Here is a 26,482-nt window from a genome sequence, read left to right on the forward strand (position 1 = left end):
AGGACCGCGGCGATACGGAACCGGCGCGCTCGCGTGACGACTCGAATGCGTCCGATCCCGAACGTGTTCCGCCGGGTGACCGTGAACCGGGTGCCGCGGACCAGGCGAATCGGCCGTCTGATCCGGCGACGCCGCCGCGCCTCGGTGACGAGGTGCCGGAACCGGGCGATCGGAAGGGGGCGCCGCTGGACCGCGGCGGTGCGGAGGGCGATGGCGCGCGGCCCACACGCGACCGCACTCCGGCGCTCGACGAGTCGCCCGACTTCCTCGGTGAATCCGACGACGCCGAGCACCGGTCGGAGCACGGCGACGACGATGTGCCAACCGGTATGTACCGCGACGCCGACGGGGTGCTGCACAAGTTCGGTGATCGGCCCGACTCCTACCGGGATCCGGACGGAACGTGGCATCACGAAGACGACGCCGCGGGCACCTACCGCGACGACAGCTTCCGGTTGCACGACGAGCTGACCAAGGAATATCTCAGCGATCCGCTGACGAGCCGCCCCTACCGGTTCATGGCCGATCCCGGCGACAAGCAGCCGTACGCCGTGGTCGACGCGAAGATCGCAGCCCAGATCGCGGAAACGGTCACCGAGCGGGCGACGGTGGAGGCGCAGCGCAACAAGGCCAATGACGCGGTCAAGCGGCACATGGCGGAGTTCGAGATCAAGAAGATCAGCGATCTGGCCGAGGAGAAGCTCCCCGGGCGCGTGGAGAAACTCGAGATCGAGATTCTCGAATCCGACCTCTCCGACGAGGAGAAGCAGGCGAAGCTGGATCGCCTCGGCGAGATGGAGCGCAACGCCGCGGAGTTCAACCGGCTGGGTCCGTTGCTGGTGAAGGCGTCCAAGACGCTCGGCGAACTGGCGGGCAGGGCGTTCGGGCTCGACTCGGAAGCGCGGCCAGGGGCGATACTGCTGTCGCCGTTCGAGGGCGCGATCGATGGCGCCGATACCGTCGACATAGCGGTACTGGTTCCCGGCGCCGACGGTGGTCCGCCGAAACTGGTGGTGATCGAGGCCAAGGGTGTCCACTGGGACCTTGGCGGTTCGAAAGTAGCTGAAGCGCAACAGGGTTCGCCGGAGTATCTGCGCCGTACGGCCGCGATCGACAAGAACTTGCGGCGGATTCTGACCGAGACGCCCGAGGAGATGGCGGCGCGCGGCGTCGACCCGGACAGCGCTGCGGGGCGGGCGCTGGCGAAGGCGCGTGAGCAACTGCTGGAGGCGCACCGGAACGGGACGCTGGAGGTCGAGTACCACCTGGTGCACGCCACCAAGAATGGCGTTGTCACCTCGCGCGAGTTCAACCTTCATCGGGATGGCGCGCTGGTGCGGGTCGATGTCATCGGCGGCATCGAATCGCCCGCGCTGGCGCGAACACCGGCTCGAGCGCCGCTGGCCGACGCCTCGGTACCTGATGCCGACGCTCCGGTACGCGATACCGGCACCTCGGCGCGGGACGCCGACGATTCGTCGGTCCCGCCGCAGGACGGCGACAGCGACGTGGCCGCCGCCCGCGATGCGGAGCTGCTCGGCGTTCCGGGCGAGGACGAATGGTCGCACCTGAGTCCGGAGGAGGTCGGCGAGCGGCTGGAGGAGCACCTGCGCGACGCCATGCGGAATCCCGACTTCGAAGTCTTCGGGTTCGACCTCGACGGTCTGAACCCCGAGGTGGTGCGGGAATACGCCAGGGCAATGGTCGATCTGGTCGATCGGTTCCCGTCCGCCGACCTGCGCAGCATCGGTATCGGCGGGCTGCCGCCCGAGGTGATCGGCATGGCGCAGCCACGGCTGGACGCGTCCGGCCGCATGTTCACCGAATCGATCGTCCTCAGTTACGACCACGCGACCGGTGCGCAGACCTTCCGGGACCGGATGCGGATCGGTGTGGACAACGGCCGGTTCTCCGCGGAAGTTCTGGGCCGTCCGGTCCGTGCCGTCGTGGCGCACGAATACGGGCACGCGCTCGACCACGCGAGTCAGCAGAGCGCACGCCATCGCGCCGAGGAACACCTGTACGAGCGCTATCTCGACGACGACACCCGCGACCCCGGTCTCGCTTTCGAGGATTGGCTGCACCAGCTCAGCGGCCACAGCTTCGACCGCGACGGCAACCTGCGGCCGGAAGAGGCGCTGCCCGAGGCGTTCGCCGATCACGTGCTCCGTGGCGACGACGAACCGGTCAGCGCGCCCGCCCGAGCGCTGCACGACCTGCTGACCCGGCTGGCCGCCGAGCCGCCGGAGAACAGCGACGCGCCGCTCTCGCTCGACGCCGACCACATCGACCTTCCGAACGACGGTTCGCGAGCGCGTGACCCCGACGACTCGTTCGGTCGCGACGGGGACGTCCTGTTCGAGGGCGACCTGCCGGAGGACGGGACGCCGCTGTATCGCGGCATCCCCCGGTTACTGCCCGACGGGTCGGTGAATCCGTCGTATCGCGAGGCGATTTCGGGACGCGCGGTGCCACGCGGAACCGTGGACTTGTCCGCCGAAGAGCACATCTCCCAGCGCCGCGCCGCCGAGAGCGACACCACGTCGTGGTCGCGTACGCGCAGCGCCGCCGAGGCATTCGCCGACGGCGACGGGGTGATCCTGGAATGGCGCACCGGGGCGCCGCCGGAGGGCGCGTCCTGGAAGTACAAGCCGATCTTCGATCTGCCGGACCAGTTCTCCCAGGTGCTGATCCAGGGGACGCTGCACGACGCGCGCGCGACCAGGTTCGTCGCCGCCGACGCGCATCCCGATCTCGCGGTCGGGGAGCACCCGGAGCAACCGGCGGGCGACCCGGCGCCGCCACGCACGCCGGATGACGAGCCCGCGGCGCATGCCCCCGACACCGAAGTGCTCGGCGCACCGACCGATGACGAATGGTCGCGCCTGAGCCCGGCGGAGGTCGGCGAGAAACTACGCGACGACCTGCGCCGGATGACGGACAACCCGCAGTTCGAGGTGTTCGGCTTCGACCGCGACGGTCTCAACCCGGAGGCGGTGCGCGAGATCGCCCGCGCGATGGTCGACCTGCACTCGCGCTTCCCGCAGGTCGACATCCGCCGCATCGGCATCGGCGACCTACCGGACAAGGCGATCGCGGAGGCGCGTTCCGGGTACGAGGACGGGCACCACTACACCGAGTCGATCACGGTGAGCCCGAAATACGTCGCGAGCGCGCGGGACCTGCGGCAGACGATGACCGACCGGGTCGGCGACGGGTTGTACGACCGGGCGGTCCTGCGGCGGCCCGCGTATTCGATCGCCGTCCACGAGTTCGGGCACGCGCTGGAATCCGCGGGTGACAACGCCGCCAGGCGCGGAGCCGAGGACCAGCTGCTCGACCACTACATGGACAACCATCCGGACAACCGGACGATGGACGGTTTCACGGAATGGTTGCGCGACAACCTCAGCGGCTACAGCCTGACGTCCCAAGGGATCGAACCGTCGGAGGCGATGGCCGAGGCGTTGGTCCAGGTGGTCGCCCACGGTCGCGACAACGTGGCCGAGCCGGTCCGGATGCTGTACGACCGGTTGATCGATGCGGTCGAGGGCGATGCGAAGCTGCTCGGTGCGCCGTTCGACGACGAGTGGTCGCGGCTGGGTCCGGCGGAGGTCGGGGAGAAGCTGCGCGACACGATGCGGCGGATCACGGGCAATGCCGAGTTCGAGGTGACGGGCTTCGACCGGCCCGGCCTCAACGGGGAGGTGCTGCGGGAATACGCCCGGTCGATGGTCGAGATGTTCGAGCGGAACCCGCAGGCGAATCTGCGTCGATTCGTCGTCGGCGAGCTGCCGCGCGGCGTCTTCGCCGAAACCGGGCAGTTGATCGAGCACGGCACCCGGCGGGTGTACGCGGACGACCTGCTGATCAACGAGCACTATGCCGCGAGCGCGACGGAGTTCCGGAAGGCCGTCGAAGAGAGCGTCGAATCGGGATGGTTGCATTCGAGCGCCACCCGCAGGCCCGTCCATGCGCTGGCGGTCCACGAGTTCGGCCACATCCTCGACATCAGCAGCGGTGGCTACGCCCGGCGCAAGCTCGACGCCGCGTTGCTGAACCACTACATGTCCAAGCAGCTGGGCGAACCGACTACCGAGGGCTACCTGGCGTGGCTGAAGGACAACCTCAGCGGATACAGCTTCGACAAGTCCGGGCAGCTCAACCCGGCGGAGGCGCTGGCCGAGGCGTTCGCCGAAGTGCGGTCGCGTGGCCTGTTCCAGGTGAGCGAACCAACGCGGGTGGCCTACAGCCTGCTGCACGAAGCGGTCGACCGCGGTGGCCGCCGCGGGTGGCTCGGCCGGTTCATGGACGGGCTGCGGCTGGAGCGGTTCATCTCGCGCGATGATCCGGGCGGGTTCGAACGCGACGCCGTCGAAGCGCCGCAGAACTCCGAGCGACACGCGGTTCGGGCAGACGACCCCCGGGACGGGGAGGAGCCGCGACGCCGAACCGATGCACCGCCCGCCGATCTCACCGAACCCGTCACCGCCGGGAGCGACGAGAACGGCGCGCGTGATCTGGTCCGCCCGGACGAGGCGCAACCCGCAGGCTGGCACCATCGCCCGACCGATGTGGCCGCGGCGGAAGTACGTGAAGTGCTGGTGCGCAGCGAGATCGGCAGGCAAGCGCTCACCCGGCTGCGCGACCTCGGCGCCGCCGTCCGGTTCGAGGAACCCGGCGACGGTCCCGGACAGCCGGACGGGTTCGACGGGCGGACGATGGAAGTGTTCATCGGCACCCGTGGCCGCGACCAGCTGGCGCAGGCGGCGGCGGTCGTGCGGACGGCGGAGCTGGCCGGTGCGGTCGCCGAGGGCAGACTCGAGGTGAACCCGGCCCGGATCCGCGCGCTGGACCGCGCCGATCACGTCGCCGCGCGGGTGCGGGTGGAGGCCGAAGCGCTCGGCCGCCAAGCCGAATTCCACCGGGAGATGCGCGAGGCCGGTTACGACCCGTACGGCGGGCCGGTGCGCGATGTGATCGATGCCGCGCAGCGCAGCGCGCTGGAATCGGCCTATCTGGATGTCTTCGACCGGGCCGTCGAGCCGGATGGCCTTGTGGACGACCCGGCGCGCCGGGCGATCCGGGATGCGGAGGTGGTTCGGCTGACCGCCCGGCGTGACGCCGCGGCCGCGGCGGTCGACGTGGCGCGGGCGCTGCGTGCGGAGGCGGCTCGCGGCCTGTCGGACGAGGGGCAACTGAGCACTCGCGCCGCACTGGCCGACACCATGGAGCAGTTGCACGGCCGGACGATCCGGATCGACCAGGCGAGCGCATGGCGGGACCGGTTGTCGGAACTGGAGCGGGCGTCGCTGCGGGTGATCGACCTCGAGGAGGTGCGCAACCGAGCCGACGCGGACCTGCGTCGGGTGCTGGACCTGGATGCCTGGGAACGGCAATCGGATTCGGGCGTGGACAGTGAGCGACGGCGCGCGGCGGGCGTGGCCGAGTTGCTGGCCGATCCGCGATTCGACGCACCGGAGGATCCACGCAAGGGCGTCAGCGGACGGCACGAGGCGGGCGAGGAGTGGGACGCCGCGCACCGCTCACCCGAGGGGGCGGCGGAATACGCTCCCTCCGATCTCGCGACGGCCCGCGAACTGGATCGGCTCCAGCGGGCGGAGGCGGCGGCCAGGCGCGAGCTGGCGCGCGTCGAGGCGGATTGGGATCGCGCGTTCCGGGGGCTGCAGGACGGATTCAACCTTCCCGACGACGAGATCCCGTCCACCCGGCAGGAAAAGTTCGACCTGGTCCGGGAACGGTCCGAGCGTATCGACATCTGGAACGGCACCAGCTACGTGCTGCTGCTGGCGGATCTGACCGCGCAGCACACGCGGGCGACCACGGAGCATGCCCGCGTACTGGGCGAGATCACCGACATCGTGCGGCGGGACCTGTCCGACCGCGCCGCCCTGGCCGGAGAACCGCCACCCACCGACATCCGGGTGCGTTTCGACGAATCCGGTGACCTGCACGTCCTCCGAGACGCCGCCGACGCGCCCGCGCCGGCCGATCCGCCCCGGCACCGGGTGGGCGAGGGGACGCACCAGCGGACGATCACCGAGCACGCGGCCGCATTGCGGAACGAGGCACTGGTCGAACTCAGCGGCAGTCGACAGGGCAGATGGGCGGCGGCCGTGCTCGAGCGGCTCGGGGTGGACATCCGGTTCAGCGCCGAGTCCGAGGCGAGCATCCGTCGCATGGACAGCGGCCGCTACGGACTGCGGCCGGACGCGGGCTACAACCCGGTCACCAATACCGTCATGCTGGAATCCGACGCCGGATCTCGGCGGCACGCAGCGGAATTGGTGCGCGCGGCGCGGCTGGCCGAGCAGATGAACGAGGCAGCGGGCGAACCGCTGGCGCGGCTGACCCTTTCCCGCGACGAATACGTCGACCTGATGCTGGACCGGATGGCCGAGGCGTACGCCCTGATGTACGCGGGCAACGCCGACGACACCGGCATGATCGATCCGAACCGGATCGGCGTCGACGACCTGGAACGCGCCTACGGCAAGGCCTACGACGACGCGCTGCGCTACGCCGAGAAGACGTACTGGAAGTCGGGCGTCGTCCGGTCCTTCCCGCTATACCACCGGGCCGCCTTCCGCGCCGGTGTGCGCGCCGTGCGTGAGCATCTGAACCACCTCGGGCCGCACGTCGACTGGCGCGACTACGGCGATCACTTCGGGGCGGCATGGGACCGGGCGCACGGCATCACGCCGACCGAACGCGTCGTCGATGCCGACGCGCAGGCGCGCGACAGCCGTGCCAGGGCCGGGGAGCGCGCCACGCATGTCGCGCTGGAGATCGAAAGCCTGCGCATGCTGCGCGATCTGGGCGAATACGTCCCGGTCAGCCCGGCCGAACGCGCGTACACCGAGGCCTACGACAAGGCGTACCCCAAGGCGGAGAAGGCGCATCGCCGCAACCCCGAGGCTCCGCCGCCGGAGCAGGCCGCCCACCGGGCGGGACGCGAGGCGGTACGGCGCTATCTCGACCGGGTCGGCTTGGACCGGGCCGAGATCGCCCTGGACGTCGTCCGCGCGGCGGGCAACGAGGACGAGTCGCGGTGGGGTCATCCACAGGCGCGTGAGGACGGGATCGCGCCGCGCTCCGAAGACACAGCGACGCGCGAGATCGGGCGCGACGACGACGCCGAACTCGCCCGGCGCGTTCTGGATCAGGAATTCGACGGCGAGCCGCATCCGGAGCGGCTCACCGATCGCGTCGCGCGCTACCCGGCCGATTCCGAGCCGGGGAGGCGGCCGCGCCTGGTGGTCGTCGCCGAACCCGGACAGCACATCGACGCCCTGCGCGAACTGGCGGCGAACCACCCGGAACTCGCCGACGTGCTCTGGGACCGGTCGCACTACCTCGACTACCGCGAGGCGGTGCGCGGGGCAGGCGGCCTGCCGACCATGCACCACATCACCGTCACGGCGGCGGAGGGGCCGTACCGTCACCCCAGCAGGACCGAAGCGCTCACGGAGATGCTGGCGCACTATCTGCGCTACCGGGCGGAGGGCCGCACGCATCTCGGATTCGAGGAGTGGCTGAGACAACTCGGACCCGACGCGTTCTACACCGCCGAAGACGCCGAGAAGGCCCGCGGTACCAGCCGCCAGGGTTTCCACGTGCCGGGCAGGCTGACCGAGGGCTTCCACGAGGCGGGGCACCGCACCGCTGCCGACGCCGATCCGCCGTTGACGCCGCCGCATCCGGCCGAGGTAGCGCACCGGTTGTACACCCGCCGGATAGCGCTGCCCAGCGACTCGGGAATACCACGCCCGTCGCATCACGAACTGGAAATCTTCCGAGTCGGGTCGACGGTGCTGAGCATCCACCTGGAACCCGATGGCAACGGCGGCTGGCGGGTGCCCGCTCCGCTGTCGAACCGATCGGAATCCGATGTCCTGTCCACGCATCTGCAGGGTCTGGCCGCGCCCGACCGGAAGAAGCTTGTCGCGCGGATCATCGAGCTGCTCGGCGACGGCTCCACCGACTTGGCGGATCGCGCCGCGCCGCGCAGCAGGTTCGGCCGCTTCATCGATCGGTTGACGCCGGGCAGGGCGAGCACACCGGAAGGCGAACAGCCGCACCGCGTCGAGCGGTCCGGGAATGACGATCCGCACGTCGATCGGGACCGCGTGGCGGACGAGTCCCCGCGCGGTTCCCATCCGCCCGAGGACATCGCGGCGGACGTGCCCGATACGGAGGTGCTCGGCGCCGCGACCGCGGACGAGTGGTCGCAGCTGAGTCCGCACGAGGTCGGCGCGCTGTTGCGGGACCGGCTGCGCGAGGTCACGGGCAACCCAGGGTTCGAGGTGTTCGGCTTCGACCGGCCGGGCCTGAACCCCGAGGTGGTGCGCGAATACGCCAGGGCCATGGTCGAGATGCACCAGCGGTTCCCGCACGTCGACCTGCGTGGCGTCGGCATCGGCGAGTTGAAGCGGGGCGAGCTCGGGTGGGCCGACGGCCAGATCGACGACGTCACCAAAAAGGTCTTCACCAGGGCGATCGTCCTCAGTCACGAGCATGCCACGAGCGCGCGCGACTTCCGTGCGGCGGTGCACAACGCCGTAGGCAACGACCAACTGAAGCCGATGATGTTGCGGCGGCCCGTCTTCGCCGTCGCGGTGCACGAATACGGTCACGTGCTCGACCACGCCGGTGGTCTCGCCGCGCGGATGCGGGCGGAGCGCCATCTGCTCGAGCTGGCCGCCGCGGACCCCGACGGTGATTTCGGCGAGTGGCTGCGGGAACTCAGCGGGTACAGCCTCGACGAGGACGGCCTGCTCGACGATCACGAGGCGGTGGCCGAAGCTTTCGCCGAAGTCGTGCTGCGCGACCACTTCGGCGATCTCGGCCCGGCGAGCAAACCCATACGCGCGCTGCACGATCTGTTGCTGCACCACGCGGAGCAGGGCGGAATCGGCCGTGCCGTCGACGCGCCGACGAACGACCGCCTGGTTCTCGACACCCACGACGACCAGGTCCGCGCCCTGCTCCGGCAGACCGACTACGGCAAACAGATTCTGGCGAGCTTGGACAGCGGCCCGATCCGCACCGGCTACGAAGACACCGCGCCGGACGGGCGGACCGGCGAGTTCCGGCGTCGCGAACTGTCGGCGCTGGCGTTCACCGCGGGCAATTCGCACGTGCGCCAGGCGCTGGCTCTGGCGCACGAATCGCTGCACGCGCAACGTCATCTCCAGCGCACCACGGCGAACACACCCGAGCGCATCCGCGCGATGTCGCGCGATGAATTCGTCGACGCGATGGTCGACGAGGAAGCCGCCGCCAGCGGCAGGCACTTCCGGCTCGCGGCCGAACTGCGCGCGCTCGGCTACGAGATCGCCGAACATCCGCTCGAAGAGCACTACCGGGAAGCGTTCGACCGGGAGCTGTCCCGGCGGCGCTGGGACAACGCGGGAACCCGCACCGAGGCCCACGATCTCGGCGTCGCGGCGCTGCGCGAGCCGCTGCGCCGGACGGAATGGAACAACGGGCGCAACTACGCCGACTACTACGGAAACATCTGGGACGAGGCCAATGTCGGCCGCGACGGCGCGGCGGAGGCGGGCAGGCACCATCCGTTCTCGCCGACCACCGCGGACGAACTATGGCACGGCGCGCTGACCCGCCAGGACGCCAGGCTGCGGGCGCGGGAGGCCGCCGCGGAATTCGCCCGCCGGGCGGAGGCGCTCTTCGGCACCCGCGACGTCGCCCGATCGACGATCGATCGGGCGCTGCGGGAGGCGCAGGACGCGGCCACCCGGTCGGACCACGATGCCGAATCGCTGCGCAGGCAGCACGATCTGCGTGTGCTGAGCGACGCGGCGGATCTGCGGGACCAGGCCGGGACCCGGCTCGAGGGGCAACAGCACAGTCTCGCCGCATCGGCCGCGCGGGGCGTGCTCGGCGCGGCCATCCGCGGTGAGCCGGGCGCCCGGGTGCTCACCGATCACGTCGCTCATGTGCCGGGTGAGCCGGACCGGCTGGTGATCGCCGCGGAAGCCGGTGACCACGAGCGGGTCATGCGGGAAGCCGAGCGCGACCCGTTCGCGGCCGCGCTGCTCGGCCGCGACGATGTCGACCGCCGGTTCCTCGAAGTGCAGATCGACGACTTCGGCCGCGTGCGCGTCCGATCCGTCGACGAGCCAGGGCCGATCGCGCCGAGCGACCCGGTCGGTGCGGTCACGCCGCGCGATCTCGCCGGGACCGCGGCAGCGGAGCGGACCGCCCGTCTCCGTGCGGAACTGGCCCGGACCGAGATCGGCAGGCAGATCGATCGGGCGCTGACCGAGCACAAGGTGCGGGTCGAGTACGAATCGGACGCGCCGGATCGCTACTACCCCGCGCAACGGCGATTGGTCCTCGATCCCGGCCTGACCGACACCCAGCAGATACTCGCCCTGGTGCGCGGCGGCACGCTCGCCGATCTGACCCACGCGCCGGACATGCCCGACGCCGCCCGGCTCCGGACGCAGTCGTCGCGCCGCGCGTACGTCGGCGCGATGCTCGACCTGGAGACGGCCGCGCGCATCATGCAATTCGCGGCGATCGGCGAACTGCGCGCGGCGCGGCACGAGATCCCCGAGACCGAACTCGAGCGGGTGTACACCGAGGCGTACGACGCCGCGCACGCGGCCGCGCGGGCGGCGGAGCCGAACGCCTGGCCCGAGGATCTGCAGGACAAGGCCCGCGAGGCCGCGTTCGAGGCGCTGCGCCCGCTGATGGACGCCGAGACCGTCGGCCCGGATCGGACCCACGCCGATTTCTACGGCGACGCCTGGGACGCCGCGCACGGCACCCGCTCGTTCGACCAGGTCGTGGCGGATGCGCTGGCTTCCGGCGAGATCGGCGCGACGCTACTGCGCGAGGGCGATTCGGCGCACAGCGCCCGGAGCTTCGAGTTGGTCCGGTTCGCCAACGGCACCGAACTGATCCGCAAGATCGTCGTCAATCCGCGGCACGCCGTCGCCGAGGTACTCACCGGGGCGCTCGGCCGGGCCGTCGACGCCCCCGTGCCCGAGTCGGTACTGCACGAGCCCAACGTCGTCTACCAGCAGGTGATGCCAGGTGAACCGGCCGGGGACCGGCACCGCGATTTCGCCGATCCGCACGAACTCGGCTACGCCGATTCGATTCCCGGCCGCGCCCTCGGCCTGCTCGACACCGTGGTCCGGCCCCCGGACCGGGATCGTTTCGGCTGGCTCGCCGGGCCGGACCGGCAGCTCGCGGGCATCGACCACAGCCGCGCCTTCGAGAACAGCGCCGAGGCCCGCGACGCGGTGAGCCCGTTCGCCGAAGGATTCCTCGCCCGCGACGCCGACGGAAGCGTCCGCTACCGCGACAACGAGCTGACCCGCGAGGCCGTCGACATCCTCATCGAACGGGTCGCCGCGCTGCGGCCGCAGTTCGAGCGCTACGGCCGCACCGACTGGCACGACCTGGCCATGGAGCGGCTGGCGCGGGTACGCGAGCACGCGCGCGACATCGCCCCTGTGCCGCCGCCCGACGCCATCACGCCGGTCGGCGACGACCACACCGTGGTCCGCGAATACGACCGACGCAACACCTGGCTCTACCCCAACGGCAAAGGCGGCATCCACGTCACCGTCGACACCGAGGGGGTGCTGCGCGTCCATATACAGCCCGCCACCAGAGCGGCCGACGGCGCGGGCCTTTTCCGCAGCGCGATGTCCGAATTCGGGCACCTGGTGACCGAGATCCGGGGCGAATGGCACCGGGACGGTGGTCCGGGCCACGACCCGGACCTCTACCGGACGCCCGAGGAAACGATGCGCGACTCCCTCCTCGGCGAGCTGGCGGCCGAGCACGGCTTCACCGAAATACGTGTCGAAGCAGGCGATCCCGCGCCGACAGTGCGTTTCAGCGAGCCGGAGTTCGCCGACGCGGACACGCACTCGACGCCGGACGCCACCGGATCGCGCGAGCGGGTCGACGACAACCAGCGGGAACCGGCGGCGGACGACGCGGCCGACCAGCCGGAGCGCGCCTACAGCGAAGTCCGCGCCGACGACCTGTGGCAGCTGAGCCGGGTCGACGCCGAATCGGCCCAAGTGTGGCAGGTGCTCGAACAGTCCGCCGTCGGTCGCGAGGCGGCGGAACTGCTCCGCGCGGAGGGCGCCCGAGTGCGGTTCGCCGACCTCGGCGACGAGATCGGCGCGGCCGACGTCTTCGACCGCCGCACCATGGACATCCGGATCGACACCCATGACCGCGGACAGGTGGAGCTGGCCGGCGAACTCGTGCGTGTGGCCGCGCTGACCGAGGCGATCCGGGCAGGGCAGGTGGAGGTCACGCCGTCCCGGATCCGGGGCATGTCACGGGAGGACTACGTCACGGCGCAATTGCGCGCCGATGCCGTCGCGACCGGCAGGCAGGCGGAATTCCTGCGCGAACTGGAGAACGCCGGGTATCCCGGCCGGCCCACCGCGCTGGCGCCGGTCGAGGTCGAGTACCAGCGCGCGGTACGCAGGCAGTACCTCGAGGCCTACGACGCGGCCGTGGCCCGGGCGCAAGAGGCCGACCCGGCGATGGATGCCGGCCGGTTGCGCGAACGGGGACGAGAGGCGGGCGTCGAGGCGCTGCTCGCCGGTGACCTGTTCGACCCGCCGTGGTCCGCCGAGGAGCGCGCCAGTGCCCGCAGCACGCACGGCCGGGACTGGGACGCCGCCCAGCACCACGAGCGCTCGGCCGCCGAATACCGGCCCGCGACAGCGGAGGCCGCGCGCGAGACGCAGGACCTCGTGCGCAGGCACGCGGCTCACACCAGGGAGATCGGCCGCATCGACGCGGTGTGGGATGAACTGGTACACAAGCTCGACGGATTCGATCCCGAGCACAACGCGCTCGATCGCCGCGCGCTGGCACAGGATCGAGCGGACGTGCTCGCCCACCTGCGTGAACTCGCCCGCGCCCGGCGCGAACTCGGCGACGACCAGCTGGTCACGTTCGACGCTCAGGTGCGGATTCTCAGCGAACTCGCCGCCGATCGCGGGCGCGCGGTCGCGGCGCGGGACGGCGTCGCTCTCGAACTCGCGGCGCGAGTCGGGCACGACCTGATGGACCGGCAGGTTCGCGAGGCCGGTGGCAGCTGGCTCACCGACCGGGTGGCGTGGCTGCCCGGACGGCCGCCGAAGGTGTTCGTCGCGGAGACCGGTGATCGGTTCACCCGGGTGACCGGCGACGAGGCGCCCGACACGTCACTGCGGCACACCCTGGCGGTGGAGGATGTCGTCGCCGATCGGGTGTGGGTGGACGTCGACGACTCCGGCGCGGTGCGGTTGCGGCACGAGCAGACCGATCCTTCCGCGGTCCGGTCCGAGGACGACGGCCACTGGATGCGCGAGCGGACGCCGAATCCGCCCGACGATGTCGCTCGACCGGAGCGGCCCGCGGCCGAGGAGCCGGTACCGGCCGACCACCTGGCAAACCGGCTCGACCGCGTGATGCGCGAGCTGGACGGCGACAACCTGCGCGTCTACCAGAACATGCGCGGCGAGCGGGTGCGCGGCGACGGCAATTCCGTCGGCCGGTGGGCCATGAGCACCGTCGACCGGCTCGGCGTCGATATCCGGTTCACGTTCGACGACCCACCGGCCGCGCGTGACGGCAGGCAGCAGCTGCGGTCCGACAGCGGCTACGTGCCGTCGGCCGACAGCATTGTGCTGCACTCGAATTCGTCGGCGCTCGAGCTCGCCGAAGCGTGGGTGCACGCCGCCGCCATGGCCGAGCAGACGCGGGTGGGCGACGGTCCGCTGGAACGGCTCACGCTGTCGCGTGACGAGTACGTCGGCACGATGCTCGATCGCCAGGCCGAGGCGCACGCCAGGGCTTTCGAGTTCGCCCGGGTCCGCGAGGAACGCGCGAAGTACCAGAGCGAGCGGGAGCGAACCCCGGACGAGCCGCGCACCGTCGAACACGACGACCGACTGCGCGAGACGTTCGACGAGGCACGCAAGAAGGCACGCAAGATCGCCGCACGCGCGTATCGCGACAACTCGTCGGTCCGGCCATCGATGCTCGACGCGGCGGCCTACCGGGCGGCGGTGCGCGAGGTGCGCGCCGCGCTGGTCGAACGCGGGCCGCTGATCGACGGCGTCGACTACGCCACCCACTACGCCGCGGAATGGGACCGGGCCAACGGATTCACCGCCGCCGACCTCGACCACGCGCCCAGCCCGCACAAGGCGGACTCGCCCGAGTTGCGGCGGATGCGCACCGGTGACTTCGCTGTCGAGATCGAAACCCTGCGCGTGCTACGGGAATCGGGGCGCTTCGTGCCCGTCGGCCCCGCCGAGACCGCCTACACCCAGGCCTACGATCGGGCCTACCGGAAGGCGTCGCACGCCGACGACGGCGTGCCGCCCGAGCGTCGCGCGCTGGACGCCGGGCTGACGGCGCTGCGCAAGTACGTCGACAAGGTGGGGCTGCCCGAGGCCGAGATCACGATGGAAGTCGCCCGTTCCGCCGCGGACAACCACGGCCGCTACCAGCCGTGGCCGATGGCCGATGATGCGGCGGAGCCGGCGCGGCACGCTCCCGTCGAGGCCGACGACTCGGCGGTGGCGCGGCGCACGGTCAACGCCCTGCTCGACCGGGATCCCGCCGGTGTCCGCCTGACCGAACGCATCGCGCTGTTCACCGGTGAGCGGGGTGCGCACCGCCTGGTCATCGTGGCGCAGCCCGGCGGGCATATCGACGCGTTGCGTGAACTGGCGGTGCGGAATTCGGCATATGCCGAGGTGTTGTGGAGCGGAACGCATCGCCTCGACTACCTCGCCGTCTCGCCGGACGACGGTGGCACCCGCTGGCTGCCCGCGGGGGTGGCGGAGGGGCCGTATCGCGCGCCCGACCGCTACGAGACGATGCAACAGTTCTTGGCGCACTATCTGCGCTATCGCGAGGCAGGCCGCACCGGTCTCGGCTTCGAGGCGTGGCTGCGTCAGCTCGGTCCGGAAATGTTTCACACCAGGCAGGATCAGCGGGAAGCGGACGCACACGAAGCCTACGAGGGCCGCCAGAACAAGGGCTCGCTGCGCCACGACGCGCTGACGAACTTCCGTACGGAACCGGAGGTCGGCGAACCGCATCCGGCGGTGGTGGCCCACCGGCTGGCCACCAGGCAGGTGCCGCTGCCCGAGCCGGGGACCGGACCGGGCGTGTCGTGGCCGCGGACCACGGTCGGCAGCATCGAGATCGCCGATTACTCGTTCGGCATCGTGCTGGAGGCCGATGGCAACGGCGGGTGGCGCGTGCCGGCCCCGACCGGCGACGGTGGTTTGGACGACGCCTTCGGCAGGCTCTTCCACGGCATGTCCGACAGCAGTGTCAAGAAGCTGGTCAAGCGGATCTCCCGGTTGCTCGGCGACGGCGGGTCCGATCTGGTCCGGCGCGAACCAAGGGGAGCGCTGCGGCGCATGGCCGACCGGCTGTCCTTCGGATCGCGCGACGACGCCCCGCGCTCGATCGACGCGGGCGAGATCGAGCACAACCCGCCGCAATTCGACCGGCCGCGCACCCCCGACCCGGATCAGGCCCGCCGCGCCGAGGCCGACCGGCGGCAGGCGGTGCTGGACCGGCTTGCCGCGCAGAACCACGACGCGGTGCGCGAACGCGACGCCGCACGCGCGGCGAAGGATCCGGAACGGCTCGCAAGGGCCGAGGAGCGCGTGGAGCGCCTGGACCGGGCGATGGCGACCGCCCTGGAACGCGACGCGTTGCTGCGCGCGGATGCCCGGCCGGTCACCGATCGCGTGGGCGTCCTCGCGGGCGAGCCTCCGATGGTGCTGGTGGTGAATCTCGGCGGGACGGATCCGGCTCACGCGCTGGCCGATGCGGCCGCAGGGCATCCGGAGGTGGCGGACGCTTTGGCTCGAGGCGCACGGCCGCGCGAGCTGCGGGTCGACCCCGACGGCACCATCCGGGTCGTGCCGATCGCCCCGCGCGCGGATGCGGCCGCAGGCGGAGAGTCGCGGCACACCGCGGCCGGGCGGCGATCCGATGGCCCAGCCGAGCCGGGTGAATCCGGAACCGCGAAACCCGGCTCCGGCGAGGATAGAGCCGATTCCGCGAAGCTCGGCGACGCCGAGACCGTGCGGCTCGGCTCCGGCGAGGGTGACGCCGATGTGAAGTCCGGCCCGGGCGAGGGCGATGCCGATTCCGTGAAGCCGGGCCCGGGCGAGGGTGATGCCGATTCTGTGAGGTCCGGCCCGGGCGAGGGTGAAGCTGATTCTGTGAGGTCCGGCCCGGGCGAGGGTGAAGCTGATTCCGTGAAGCCGGGCCCGGGCGAGGGTGATGCCGATTCCGTGAAGTCCAGCTCTGGCGAGGGTGATGCCGGTCCCGCGCAGCCCGCTTCGGGCGACGGCGGTGCCGAAAAGCCGCCGACCACACCGCGCTCCGCGGACGACCCCGGCGACGAGCCCGGCCCGCCATCCGACTGGTACTTCCGGATGCGGATCGAACAGGCCGACTGGGAGGCGGACATGGCCGCCGACCACGCCGCTTGGTTGCGCGAGCTGGCCGACGCGAACCCGGACGACCGCTGGGCACGGTTGCGTGCCGAACAGGCGGAATGGAACGCCCGCATGGCCGCCGACCGCGCGGCCTGGTTGCGACTGGAGCAGGCGGAGAACGAGAGCTGGTCCGCCACGCTCGAAGCGGACCGGATGCGGCGCATCGCCGACGTCGATCCGGACGACCCATGGGCGGAACTCCGCGCGCAACAAGCGGAATGGAACGCCCGGATGGCGGAGGACCGGGCGCAGTGGTTGCGCAGGCTCTACGCGCCGATCGGGAGCGAACCACACGCCGATTCGGCCACGCCGGACTCGGCGGCTTCGGCGCGGACCGACTCCGCGCCGTCGTCCGCCGCCACTCCGGAGACGGACACACCCCCGCTCGGCGCGGACGAGTCGCGGACCGGTGGCGCCGATGACGACCCGCGCGCTCGGATGTCACCCGAGACGCGGGCGCAATACGACCGGCTCGCAACCGAACTCGAGCAGGCGCGGGCCCGGCGCGACGAACTGCGCTCGCGGCGCGACGAACTGGCGGGACGGCTGCCGATCGATGACGCCGACGACTGGGCGGCCCTGCGACCCGGACCGGACGGCCTGGACCGGACGCTGGAGGAGCTGCGCGGACGGACCATGCCGGTCAGCGAGATGCCGGAACGTCTCGCCCGGATCGACGAACTGGAACAGAACGCGCGGCACTTCGCCGACGCCGACGTGGAAACCGCTCGCCTGGGAGCGCAACTCGCGGATCTCGAACTGTCCACCACTCCGGTGGGCGAATACGACCGGCTCGTCCAGCAGCGCCAGGCCCTGACCCGTGAACGCGAGTTCTGGCGGGCCAAACGTGAGGACCGCGCCGCCCGCTGCGAATCCTGGGGTGACAGCGTCGTTCTGGACGAGTCGGCGTTGCGCGGGGATCAGCTGGAGACCACCGTGCTGCGGCTGTACGAGGCCGCGAACGTCAGGACGGTCGACGACGTCGGCGGCCCCGACGACGCGCCGCACACCGACCGGGTCGCGCCGGAGCCGCTGGAACTCGAGCATCGCAGGCGGACGATCGAGAAACTCGCCGCGGCCGCCGAGCAGGTCAACCAGCTCGACGAGCGGATCCAGCAGGTGGACCGTCGAATCGATGAGTTGCGCAGGGCAGGCGTCGGAGCGCAGCGGTCCCGGCCGCAGGACGTGATCGACGCGCTGGAAGGGCTGGCCCAACAGCGGGCCGACGCGCTGCGCGAGGTCAAGCCGCTGCGGCACGAGCGCGACGACCTGGCGGCGCGCCTGGGCCTGCTGGATCCCGAAGGCCGAGTCGATCAGGCGGCCTGCGAGCCGGAGCGGCTGGACCGGACCGTGGCCGACCTGCGCGCGGCGGTCCGGGACGGGCTCGCCGACGGCACGCTCTCCGAGGCGGAGGCCGACGCTCGCCGCCGGGACATCGACGCGCTCGATGCCGTCGCACGCGAGGTGAACGACGCGCACAACGCGATCGGCCGCATCCAGGACGACATGGCCAGGGTTGCGGGCGCGTATCGGGATTTCATCGAACGCATCGGCGGCCGGATGGTGACCGACCGGGTCGGCATCATCGACGGCGAGCGCCCGCGCATCATCGTGTTCGGTGCCCGGCCCGACCCGTCCGCCCCGCGCGCCGATCACGACGCCGCTCTGGCCGACGCCCTGCGCCGCAGTTCCGATGTGGCACAGGCGATCGTGCGCCCGGAGACCACGGTCGACTACCGTCACGTGCTCGCCGACCGCGAAGACAACGTGCGGACGCAGGACATGGACCCGCCCGAGATCGAACGGTTGAGTACCGGGTGGATCGGCGGTCGCCGCCTGGACATCACCTCGTGGCGCGACGCCGACGGCGTCTGGCACCGCGTCGATCCGACCCGTCCGGACTGGGAATTCGGGCGCGATCGCAGCGAACCGCCGAAGAAGTACTCGCGGAAGGAACTGCCGGACGGTGTCAGCGGGTGGGCGATGGAGGACGTCGTCAACGACATCACCCTGCCGACCGACGACGTCCCGCCGGGCATGATCCCGGAGAGCACCCTTCCGCTGCACATGCCGCAGGCGCCTTCGCGGTACGACACCTCGGGCGTCGACGAGCACGACGTGTACACCCAGCACTGGGGCGGCGATTCGTACAACGTGGTGCGCCTGCTGCTGATGGCGGCGCAGGTGCCCAAGCATCCGGCGGTGAAGGCGTGGATCCAGCGTCATCCGGAGATCGGCGAGTGGGTGCAGGCGCGGCCGTGGCTGCGACATGTGCCGCCGTTCGGCACGGTGTTCCGCAACTACGAATGGTTCGCCCCGCCGCAGCGCAACATCCAGCCGATGCACCGGCCGTGGAATGCGGCCGACCATGTGCCGCCGGGCGACCGGGTCGACATCCCGGAGGGCCTGCGGCGCGAGTGGGACCGTGACGTCGCTGCCTGGCAGCGGGTCGAGGACTGGGCGGACGGGGAATATGAGCGCTTCCTCGCCGACGACACCGACATCGACCGGATCGCCGACGGCCTGGACCGGCATCGGCGCGCCGAGCAGGAAACCCGGGCGCGCGAGGTGGTGGACGCCGTCGCACGGCTGGTCCGGCGGCAGCCGGGTATCGATCCACTCGGCGACGTCGACGCGCAACTCGGGCGCATCCACGACAAGATCGACCGGATGGCGGCCGACCTCGCGGACCGGTTCGCCGCCGAGGACCCCGACGCGATTCGCGACACTGTGGAGGACATCCGCGAACTGGTGGCGGGCGGTGGCGATCCCGACGACATCGCCACCGCGCTCGCCGAGCACATGCGCGACGACGTTCCCGTGTTCACCCGCGAGGAACTGGCGCGCATCAAGGACCACCTGATGGTCGACGAGCATCGGGTACGCGAACACAGCGATCCGGCCGGCCGGTACACCGACGAGAAGATGGACCGCCTCGCCGATGTAGCGGAGGCGTGGCAGCGACTGATCGACGGCGTCCCGCTGTCACAAGACTTCGTGCTGCTCGACGACATGCTGGCCGAAGCGCGATTCCTGGATGAAAATCCGCTTTCGACCTGGCAGCAGGCCAACGCGCACGCGATCACGCTCGGTTATCACTGGGACGCCGACCGCCCGCCGTTGACCGATTGGCGCGCGGGCATCCCGTACGCTCCCGCTCCGCTCGCACCGGACCCGGGCTACCTGCCGCCCGCATCGGGTGCGACGCCGTCGCGGCCCCACGGCCCGACCGATGGCCCCGGCGAAGGACCCCGCGGCGGCGATCGCCGCCCGCCCGCCGGAGAGGAGCCGTCGCGTCCACGCGAAGAGGACGAATCCTCGGCGCCGAACGCCGACGGCGGTGCGCAGAAGCCCCCGGAGGATCCACCCGCACCCGCGCGTCCGGACGAGCCCGACGAGCCCGACGACTCGGGTGACGGTGAGCAGGGTGCGCCGCGGACCGATCGTCCCGAGGACGAACCGGATGCGGCGTCGCCGCGCACCGCTCGTCCGGACGAGTCCGATGATTCGGGTGACGGTGGGCAGGGTGTGCCGCGGACCGACCGTCCTGAGCGCGAACCGGATGCGGCGGAGGCGTCGCGCACCACGCGTCTGGGCGCGTCCGATGATTCGGGTGACGGTGAGCTAGCCGTGCCGTCGACCGACCGTCCCGGGAGCGAGCCGGATGCGGCGTCGCCGCGCACCGTGCGTCCGGATGAGTCCGGTGAAAGTGCGTCGGACGACCCGCGGAACGCCGCGCCGCACTCCCCATCCGTCACCGCGCGCGACGATGCGCACCGAGCGCTCGCCGACCTCGACGAGCTGCACCGCCGAATCGACCAGCAGCTCGACGACCTGTTGCGCCGCGCGAGTACGGATCTGGACCGGATCGAGCAGCGCGCTCTCGACCGCCTGGCCGACATCGAAGTCGAGATCGCCGCACGGTTCGACGAGCTGTCCGCTCGGCCCGACCAGGGCGTCCCGGCCGCAGCCGAGGTCCCGCCGCTCGCGGCGCCCACGGCCCGCCCGGGCGCGGAGAACTCGGCCGAGGCGGCGCTGGAGCGCATCCGCGCGGAGTTCGACGACGCGGCCCGGCGCACCGACGAACGATTCGACGAGCTGCTTCGCGACACCTTCGCCCAGCTCGACGGGATCGCGACGGACCTCGATCAGCACTTCGACGCCGCCGTCGCCCGGCTCGACCGGCTCGCAGGCGGGCCGGACGACGCGGCACACCCGTCTCCGGAGGCCCAGACGCTGGACGAGTTGCACACGCGCCTGCTGGACGAACTGGACGAGATCCACCGCCGCGCCATGGACCGCCTCGACGCACTCGAACGCGAGCTCGACGGGTTCCCCTCGGGCACAGAGCCAACGCCACCGCCCGCGCCGGGGGAACCAGTGGCGGGAACTACGCGCGTGGGCGATCCGGCTCCGGGTGACGGCGACCGGTCTCCCAGGAGACCCGTCGCGGGAAGTGCGCGCGTCGGCGACCCGGCTTCACCCGGAGAAGCTCGGGAGACCAGAGGGCCTGTCGCGGGGAAAACACGAGCCGACGACCTAGGTGCGACTGGCGGCGAAAGGTATACGGGTGTTGACGCCGAGCATCTGTCGGCTGAGCGTGATGCGGCGGCACAGGAGTTGGCGGATGCGCGGGCCGACCTCGCGGACGCTCGCCGTGGGTTGCCGGTGAACGAGGAGGATCTGACGCGGGATGCGTTGGACGATGCGCTCGAAGCCCTGCGTGGCCGCACGATGCGGGTGGATGAGCAGGGCCCGTGGCAGGAGCGGGTTGCACGGCTCGAGGATGCGGCGCGGCGGGTGTTCGACGCGGAGGACGCGTTCGCGCGGGTGGACGACGCTCGCGACGAGGACGGCCAGGTAGCCCGTCCGATATCGGACAACCCCGGCGAAGAATCTGCTTCGCGTGGAGCGGGCACCGTGGCCGGGGAATCGGTACGTGTCGACGCCGAACCGAGCCGCCCGACCGCCCGGCGTGATGCGGCGGAGCGGGAGTTGGCGGACGCGCGGGCCGACCTGGCGGATGCTCGCCGTGAGTTGCCGGTGAACGACGAGGATCTGACGCGGGATGCGTTGGACGATGCGCTCGAAGCCTTGCGTGGGCGCACATCGCGTGTGGACGAGCAGGGGCCGTGGCACGAGCGGATTGCGGAGTTGGAGCGTGCCGCGCGGCGCGTGTCCGACGCCGAGGACGAATTGGCGCGGGCCGAATACGCTCGTGCACAAGCGGCTCGGGCTGCTGACACCGAATCGCCATCGGAAGACGTAGGCGCAGAGCCGGTTACACGTGAGGTCGAGGCCGAAGAACCGGTGCGTGCCGACGCCGACCAGGATCGCCCGGTCGCTGGGCTGCCTGACACCGCCGAACCGCGGGCGGAGGCCGCAGGTGCGGATGGTGAGCCGCCATCCGGGCCGCCGCCCACGAATGCCGAGCCACCGGCCGATGGCCGTCCGGATGGTGCTCGTCGCACCGGCAATCCCGTTCACGACGTGCTCGAATTCCTTCGCGAACAGCGCGATTGGACCGATCAGCGCGATGCCGACCCGCTCACCGATGCCGAGGCCGAGCACGTTCGCCTGCTCGCCGAGGCATTGGGTCTCGACGAGAGATTCGCCGCGCTGCGCGATCCGCTGGCCGCCCTGGCCGAACTCGCCGAAATCGCGCGGGCGCGAGGCTTCCTCGACGATGCCGACGGCCCGCGCATGCGCTACCCGGACGATTTCGAGCCGCTCACCAGTGCGGAACGCTACGGAGACGAGCAGTTCTGGCTGGCCGAGGCGCCCGACGACGGCCTGCGCGACGTACAGGACGACTTGCGCCGCGCGGGCCTGCCGATCGAGCAGCCGCGACTGCCCGCGGCTGCCACGACCCCGGATGCCCTGCCACCTGCCGACCCAGGCCGCACGGTCGCCGACTCGGAACGCCCGTCCGCGCAACGGGACGCGGCGGCCCGCGAATTGGCCGACGCGCGCGCCGGTCTCGCGGATGCGCGGCGTGGTCTTCCGGTCGATGACGAGGATCTGACACGGGACGCATTGGACGGCGCGCTCGACGGACTGCGCGGACGCACGCTGCGGTTGGACGAACAAGGTCCGTGGCAGGACCGTGTCACGGAGTTGGAGCGCGCTGCCCGCCGTGTCTTCGATGCCGAAGCGGAAGTCGCTCGGCTGGACGATGCCCGCGCACAGGTCACTCGGGCAGCCGAGCCGCACTCGAATGATGCGAACCGAGAGCGTGCCGGGGATGCGCACGAGTCGTCCCGCGCTCCGCGTCCTGAACCGATCGACCGGACTCGCGACCGGCTCGCACGCCGATTCACCCTCGACGAGGACGATCTGTCCCCGGAGCATCTCGGCGCCACCATCGCCGACCTGCGTTACCGAAACCTGTTGCAGGCGGGCATGGTCGAGGCGCTCGCGGCAGCGACCGAGCGGGCGCGCGGCACGCGTCATCCGGACTTGCGCGCGCAGGTGCGCGAGACCCGCGACGCCTGGGCACGGCGGCTCCGCATCGATCCGGCCGATCTCGATCGCGATCCGGCCGGGACGGTGGAGCAGGCCCGTGCCGCGGTGCGCCGCGACGCGCAAGCCATCGCAGACCTCGCCGACGCCGTCCAAGCGGCCCGCGGCCAGACCGGCGCCGAGCCCCAGCCTGGGGAGACCCGCCGGTACACCCTCGAGGTCGATGGTGAGCGCGTGCCGGCGCGGCTGGTCGCCGACGAGAACGGCGGCTGGCGGGTGGAGACACCCGAACGTCTCGACGCACCCGGACCGGCGGACACCGACGTGCCCGCACCGCGGCAACCGGAGCGGCCGAAGTCGCGGCTGCGTCGCCTGTGGGAGGCACTGACGGCGGGATACCTCGGCGAGAGCCCGAAGTACCCGTCCGGCTCCGGCATCGATAGCGCGGGCCAATCGCTGATCGCGCACGAAGCGGGCCTGCCGCTCACCAAGCACTACGACCCGACTCCCGCGCCCGGCGACGAATACGAGGTGATGCAGACCAAGTTCAGTCCGGTCCGCATCCTCAAAGAAGCCGTCACCATGTGGCGCAAGCGGGAACTCGTCCCGTTCCTGAAGCGCCTGACCTCCCGGGTCGCCGACTCGGCGGCCGAGTACGGCACACCGGTCGCCCGCGACGGCGAGGAGTACCGGTACTGGCTGGAGGAGGCCGATCCGGAGCTGGTGCGCAGGGAACTCGGGGTGGAACTCGAGGAGCTGAAGCGACAGGCCGAGGACGCCGCCCGCGCGATCGCCAGGCCGGAGCCGACCGACGGCGAGACGCCCGACGCCACACCGGAACCGGCCCTGCGGTCGGGCGAGGAGCTGCCCGCGAGCACCGGTGAACTCGCCGACTGGCTGCGCGAGTTGTCCGAGGCGACGGTCCGGCGGCAGGAACTGGCCGACGCCCTGGTGGCCGCGGCCGATGCGCTGGGCGTCGACCTCGGTGAACCGACCCCCGAGAACGTCCGTCGGGTCGTCGATCTGCTGCGGTATCAGCAGATCCGCCGGATCGGCGCGCTCACCGGCCTCGCCGAGGCGTCCCGCCGGTACAATGCCGAGCACGAGCGGATCCCGTACAGCGACGAGGTCGGCTTCTTCGACGCCAACCCGATGAACCGTTTCCTCGGTGAGGTAGTGCGCGCCTTCGGCGGCAACCCCACCCTGTTGGACTGGCAGGGCGTCAACAACGGCGGTGAGCCGAGCCGCGAGTGGGGCGATCTCTACGACACCGACCAGCCGGGCCAGGACCAGGGCCTGCGCTCCTTCTTCGAGAATGCGCTGCGCCGCGACCAGATCAAGGACGAGCGTTCCGTGTGGGCGCAGCTGCTCGGCACCGATCTGCACGCGCTCGACGCGCATCAGCTCGCGAACGCGCTCGCCGACGAGATGGACCGGATCCGCGAGCACGCGCGCGGCATGACCGCCTTCCGCACCGACGCCGACGAGTTCCTGCGGGCCGATGCCGCGGCCGACGAACTCACGGGCCTGATCGGCGACATGGCCGGGCGGGACTGGGTACTCGCGCGGGGCGGCGCGATGCTGGAAGACGGTACCGGTCTCGGTCTGGTCCCCGGCGAGCCCGGCGGGCCGATGCGGTTGGTGGTCGTGGACGGCACGCTCGGCCACGACCGCGTCCTCGCCGACGCGCTCGCGGCGCACCCCAGGCTCGCCGAGGCCGTCAACGAGGGCATCGTCGAGGTCCACTACCTGGTCACCGACGTGCGTCCGGACCGGATCGCGATCGCCGACGGCGGGGCGACGCAGGTGCGTCACTTCACCGGCGAGGTCGAGGGACGCAGCCTCGACGTCACCGTGGTGGACGACGGCGACGGCTGGCGTGTCGTGCCGGACGCTGTCGTGAACTCCGACACGCTTCCTGTCGCGGACGAGGCGCCGGAACCGTTGTCGCGACAGGAGATCGGCGACGCCATCAGTGAACTCGCGCAGCGCCTCGACATCACCGAAGCGGAGCTGGCTTCCCCGGAACTGCTCGCCGAGCGGCTCGCGGTGCTGCGCGACGAGAACGCCATTCGCGCGGGACAGATCGAGGCGATCATCGACTACGCGCGCACCGCCTGGGACATCGACACCTATCACGAGGTCGGCGACGCGCGGCATGTGCTGGCCCACCGGCTCGGCCTGGACGCCGCGGACATGACACCGCGGCGCCTGGCCGAGGCGATGGCGGACCCGGATATCCGCAACGCCTTGCGGCAGCAACGGGCCGAGGCGCTGGTCAAATACGCGAAGCTGTTGCGCGGCATGGGCCCGGCCGCGATCGATGCGGCCAACGACCGGCTGGTCCGGCGTCTCGACGCCTTGCCGGGAACAGTGCGGATCACCGGCCTCGGGCAGCTGGGCGAGGTGATCGCCAACCAGTCACATCGGCCGAACCTGCACCCCGACCTGGTCGACGCGCTCACCGACTACGCCGACGCGCTCGCCGCGGTCGATGTATTCGACCCGCGCGCCCACGGTGACCGAGCGCTCGATCCCCGCGTGTCCGATGTCGAGTTCCCGGTGCACGACAAAGCCGTTCGCCACCTGCTGGAGGTCATCGGCGACGTCGCCCACCTCACCGAGGCTCCCGGCCGGCTCGGCATGCTGGACGGCGACACCAGCGCCGCGCCCGGCCCCGATCGCGGGGCCGGGCGGGACTTCGCGCGCCTGGTCGGCGTGGACCTGACCGACGCGGGCCCGGAACGGTGGGCCGAGGTCTACGAGGTCTACCGCGACGGCAAGCTCGACCAGAACGAGCGACTGACCCCCGGTCAGCTCGCCGAAGTGCAGGCCGAGCTGCGCGCCGAGGTCGTCGGGCGCGCCGACGACATCGCCGCCCTCTCCGATCTCGTTCAACGCGCCGCCCGCGCCGATGTGGAACGCCTGTCCGCGCAGCGCGCCGCGGTGGTTCGGGAGTTGGCGGACGCGCAGGCCGATCTTTCGGATGCCCGCCGCGGTCTTCCGGTGAATGACGAGGACCTGACGCGCGATGCGTTGGACGATGCGCTCGACAACCTGCGTGGGCGCACGTTGCGGGTCGAGGAGCAGGGCCCGTGGCAGGAGCGGGTCGGAGCGTTGGAGCGCGCGGCACGCCGCGTCTTCGACGCCGATGCGGAGGTGGCCCGTTTGGACGATGCCCTCGCGCAGGCCGATCGAGCAGCCGAGGCGCCCTCGCACGACCGAGCGCATCAGCCGGAGGGGCAAGACACCGGTCACGCGGTCGAAAGCCCACGTGCCGATACCGAGCGGGCGCGGCTGTCCGCCCAGCGGGACGCGGCGGCGCGGGAATTGGCGGACGCCCGGGCCGACCTCGCGGCGGCTCGCCGTGGATTGCCGGTCGACGACGCGGACCTGACGCCGCAAGCCCTGGATGACGCACTGGAAAACCTGCGCTCGCGGACGATGCGAGTGGACGAGCAACAGCAGTGGCA

The 26,482-nt window shown here is 71.4% G+C and carries 1 protein-coding gene (cut by a window edge); it reads left to right on the forward strand.

What is annotated here, in order from left to right:
- Positions 1-152: 152 nt before the first annotated feature.
- Positions 153-26,482, forward strand: partial view of a hypothetical protein gene (locus ABZW96_RS18740; protein ID WP_355076157.1) — the 5' portion only. Its footprint extends 2,380 nt past the window's final position; the window shows 26,330 of its 28,710 coding nt (coding positions 1-26,330); its start codon is at positions 153-155; the stop codon falls past the right edge of the window.

This window comes from Nocardia sp. NPDC004168 (assembly GCF_040610355.1).
Lineage (GTDB): Bacteria > Actinomycetota > Actinomycetes > Mycobacteriales > Mycobacteriaceae > Nocardia > Nocardia sichangensis.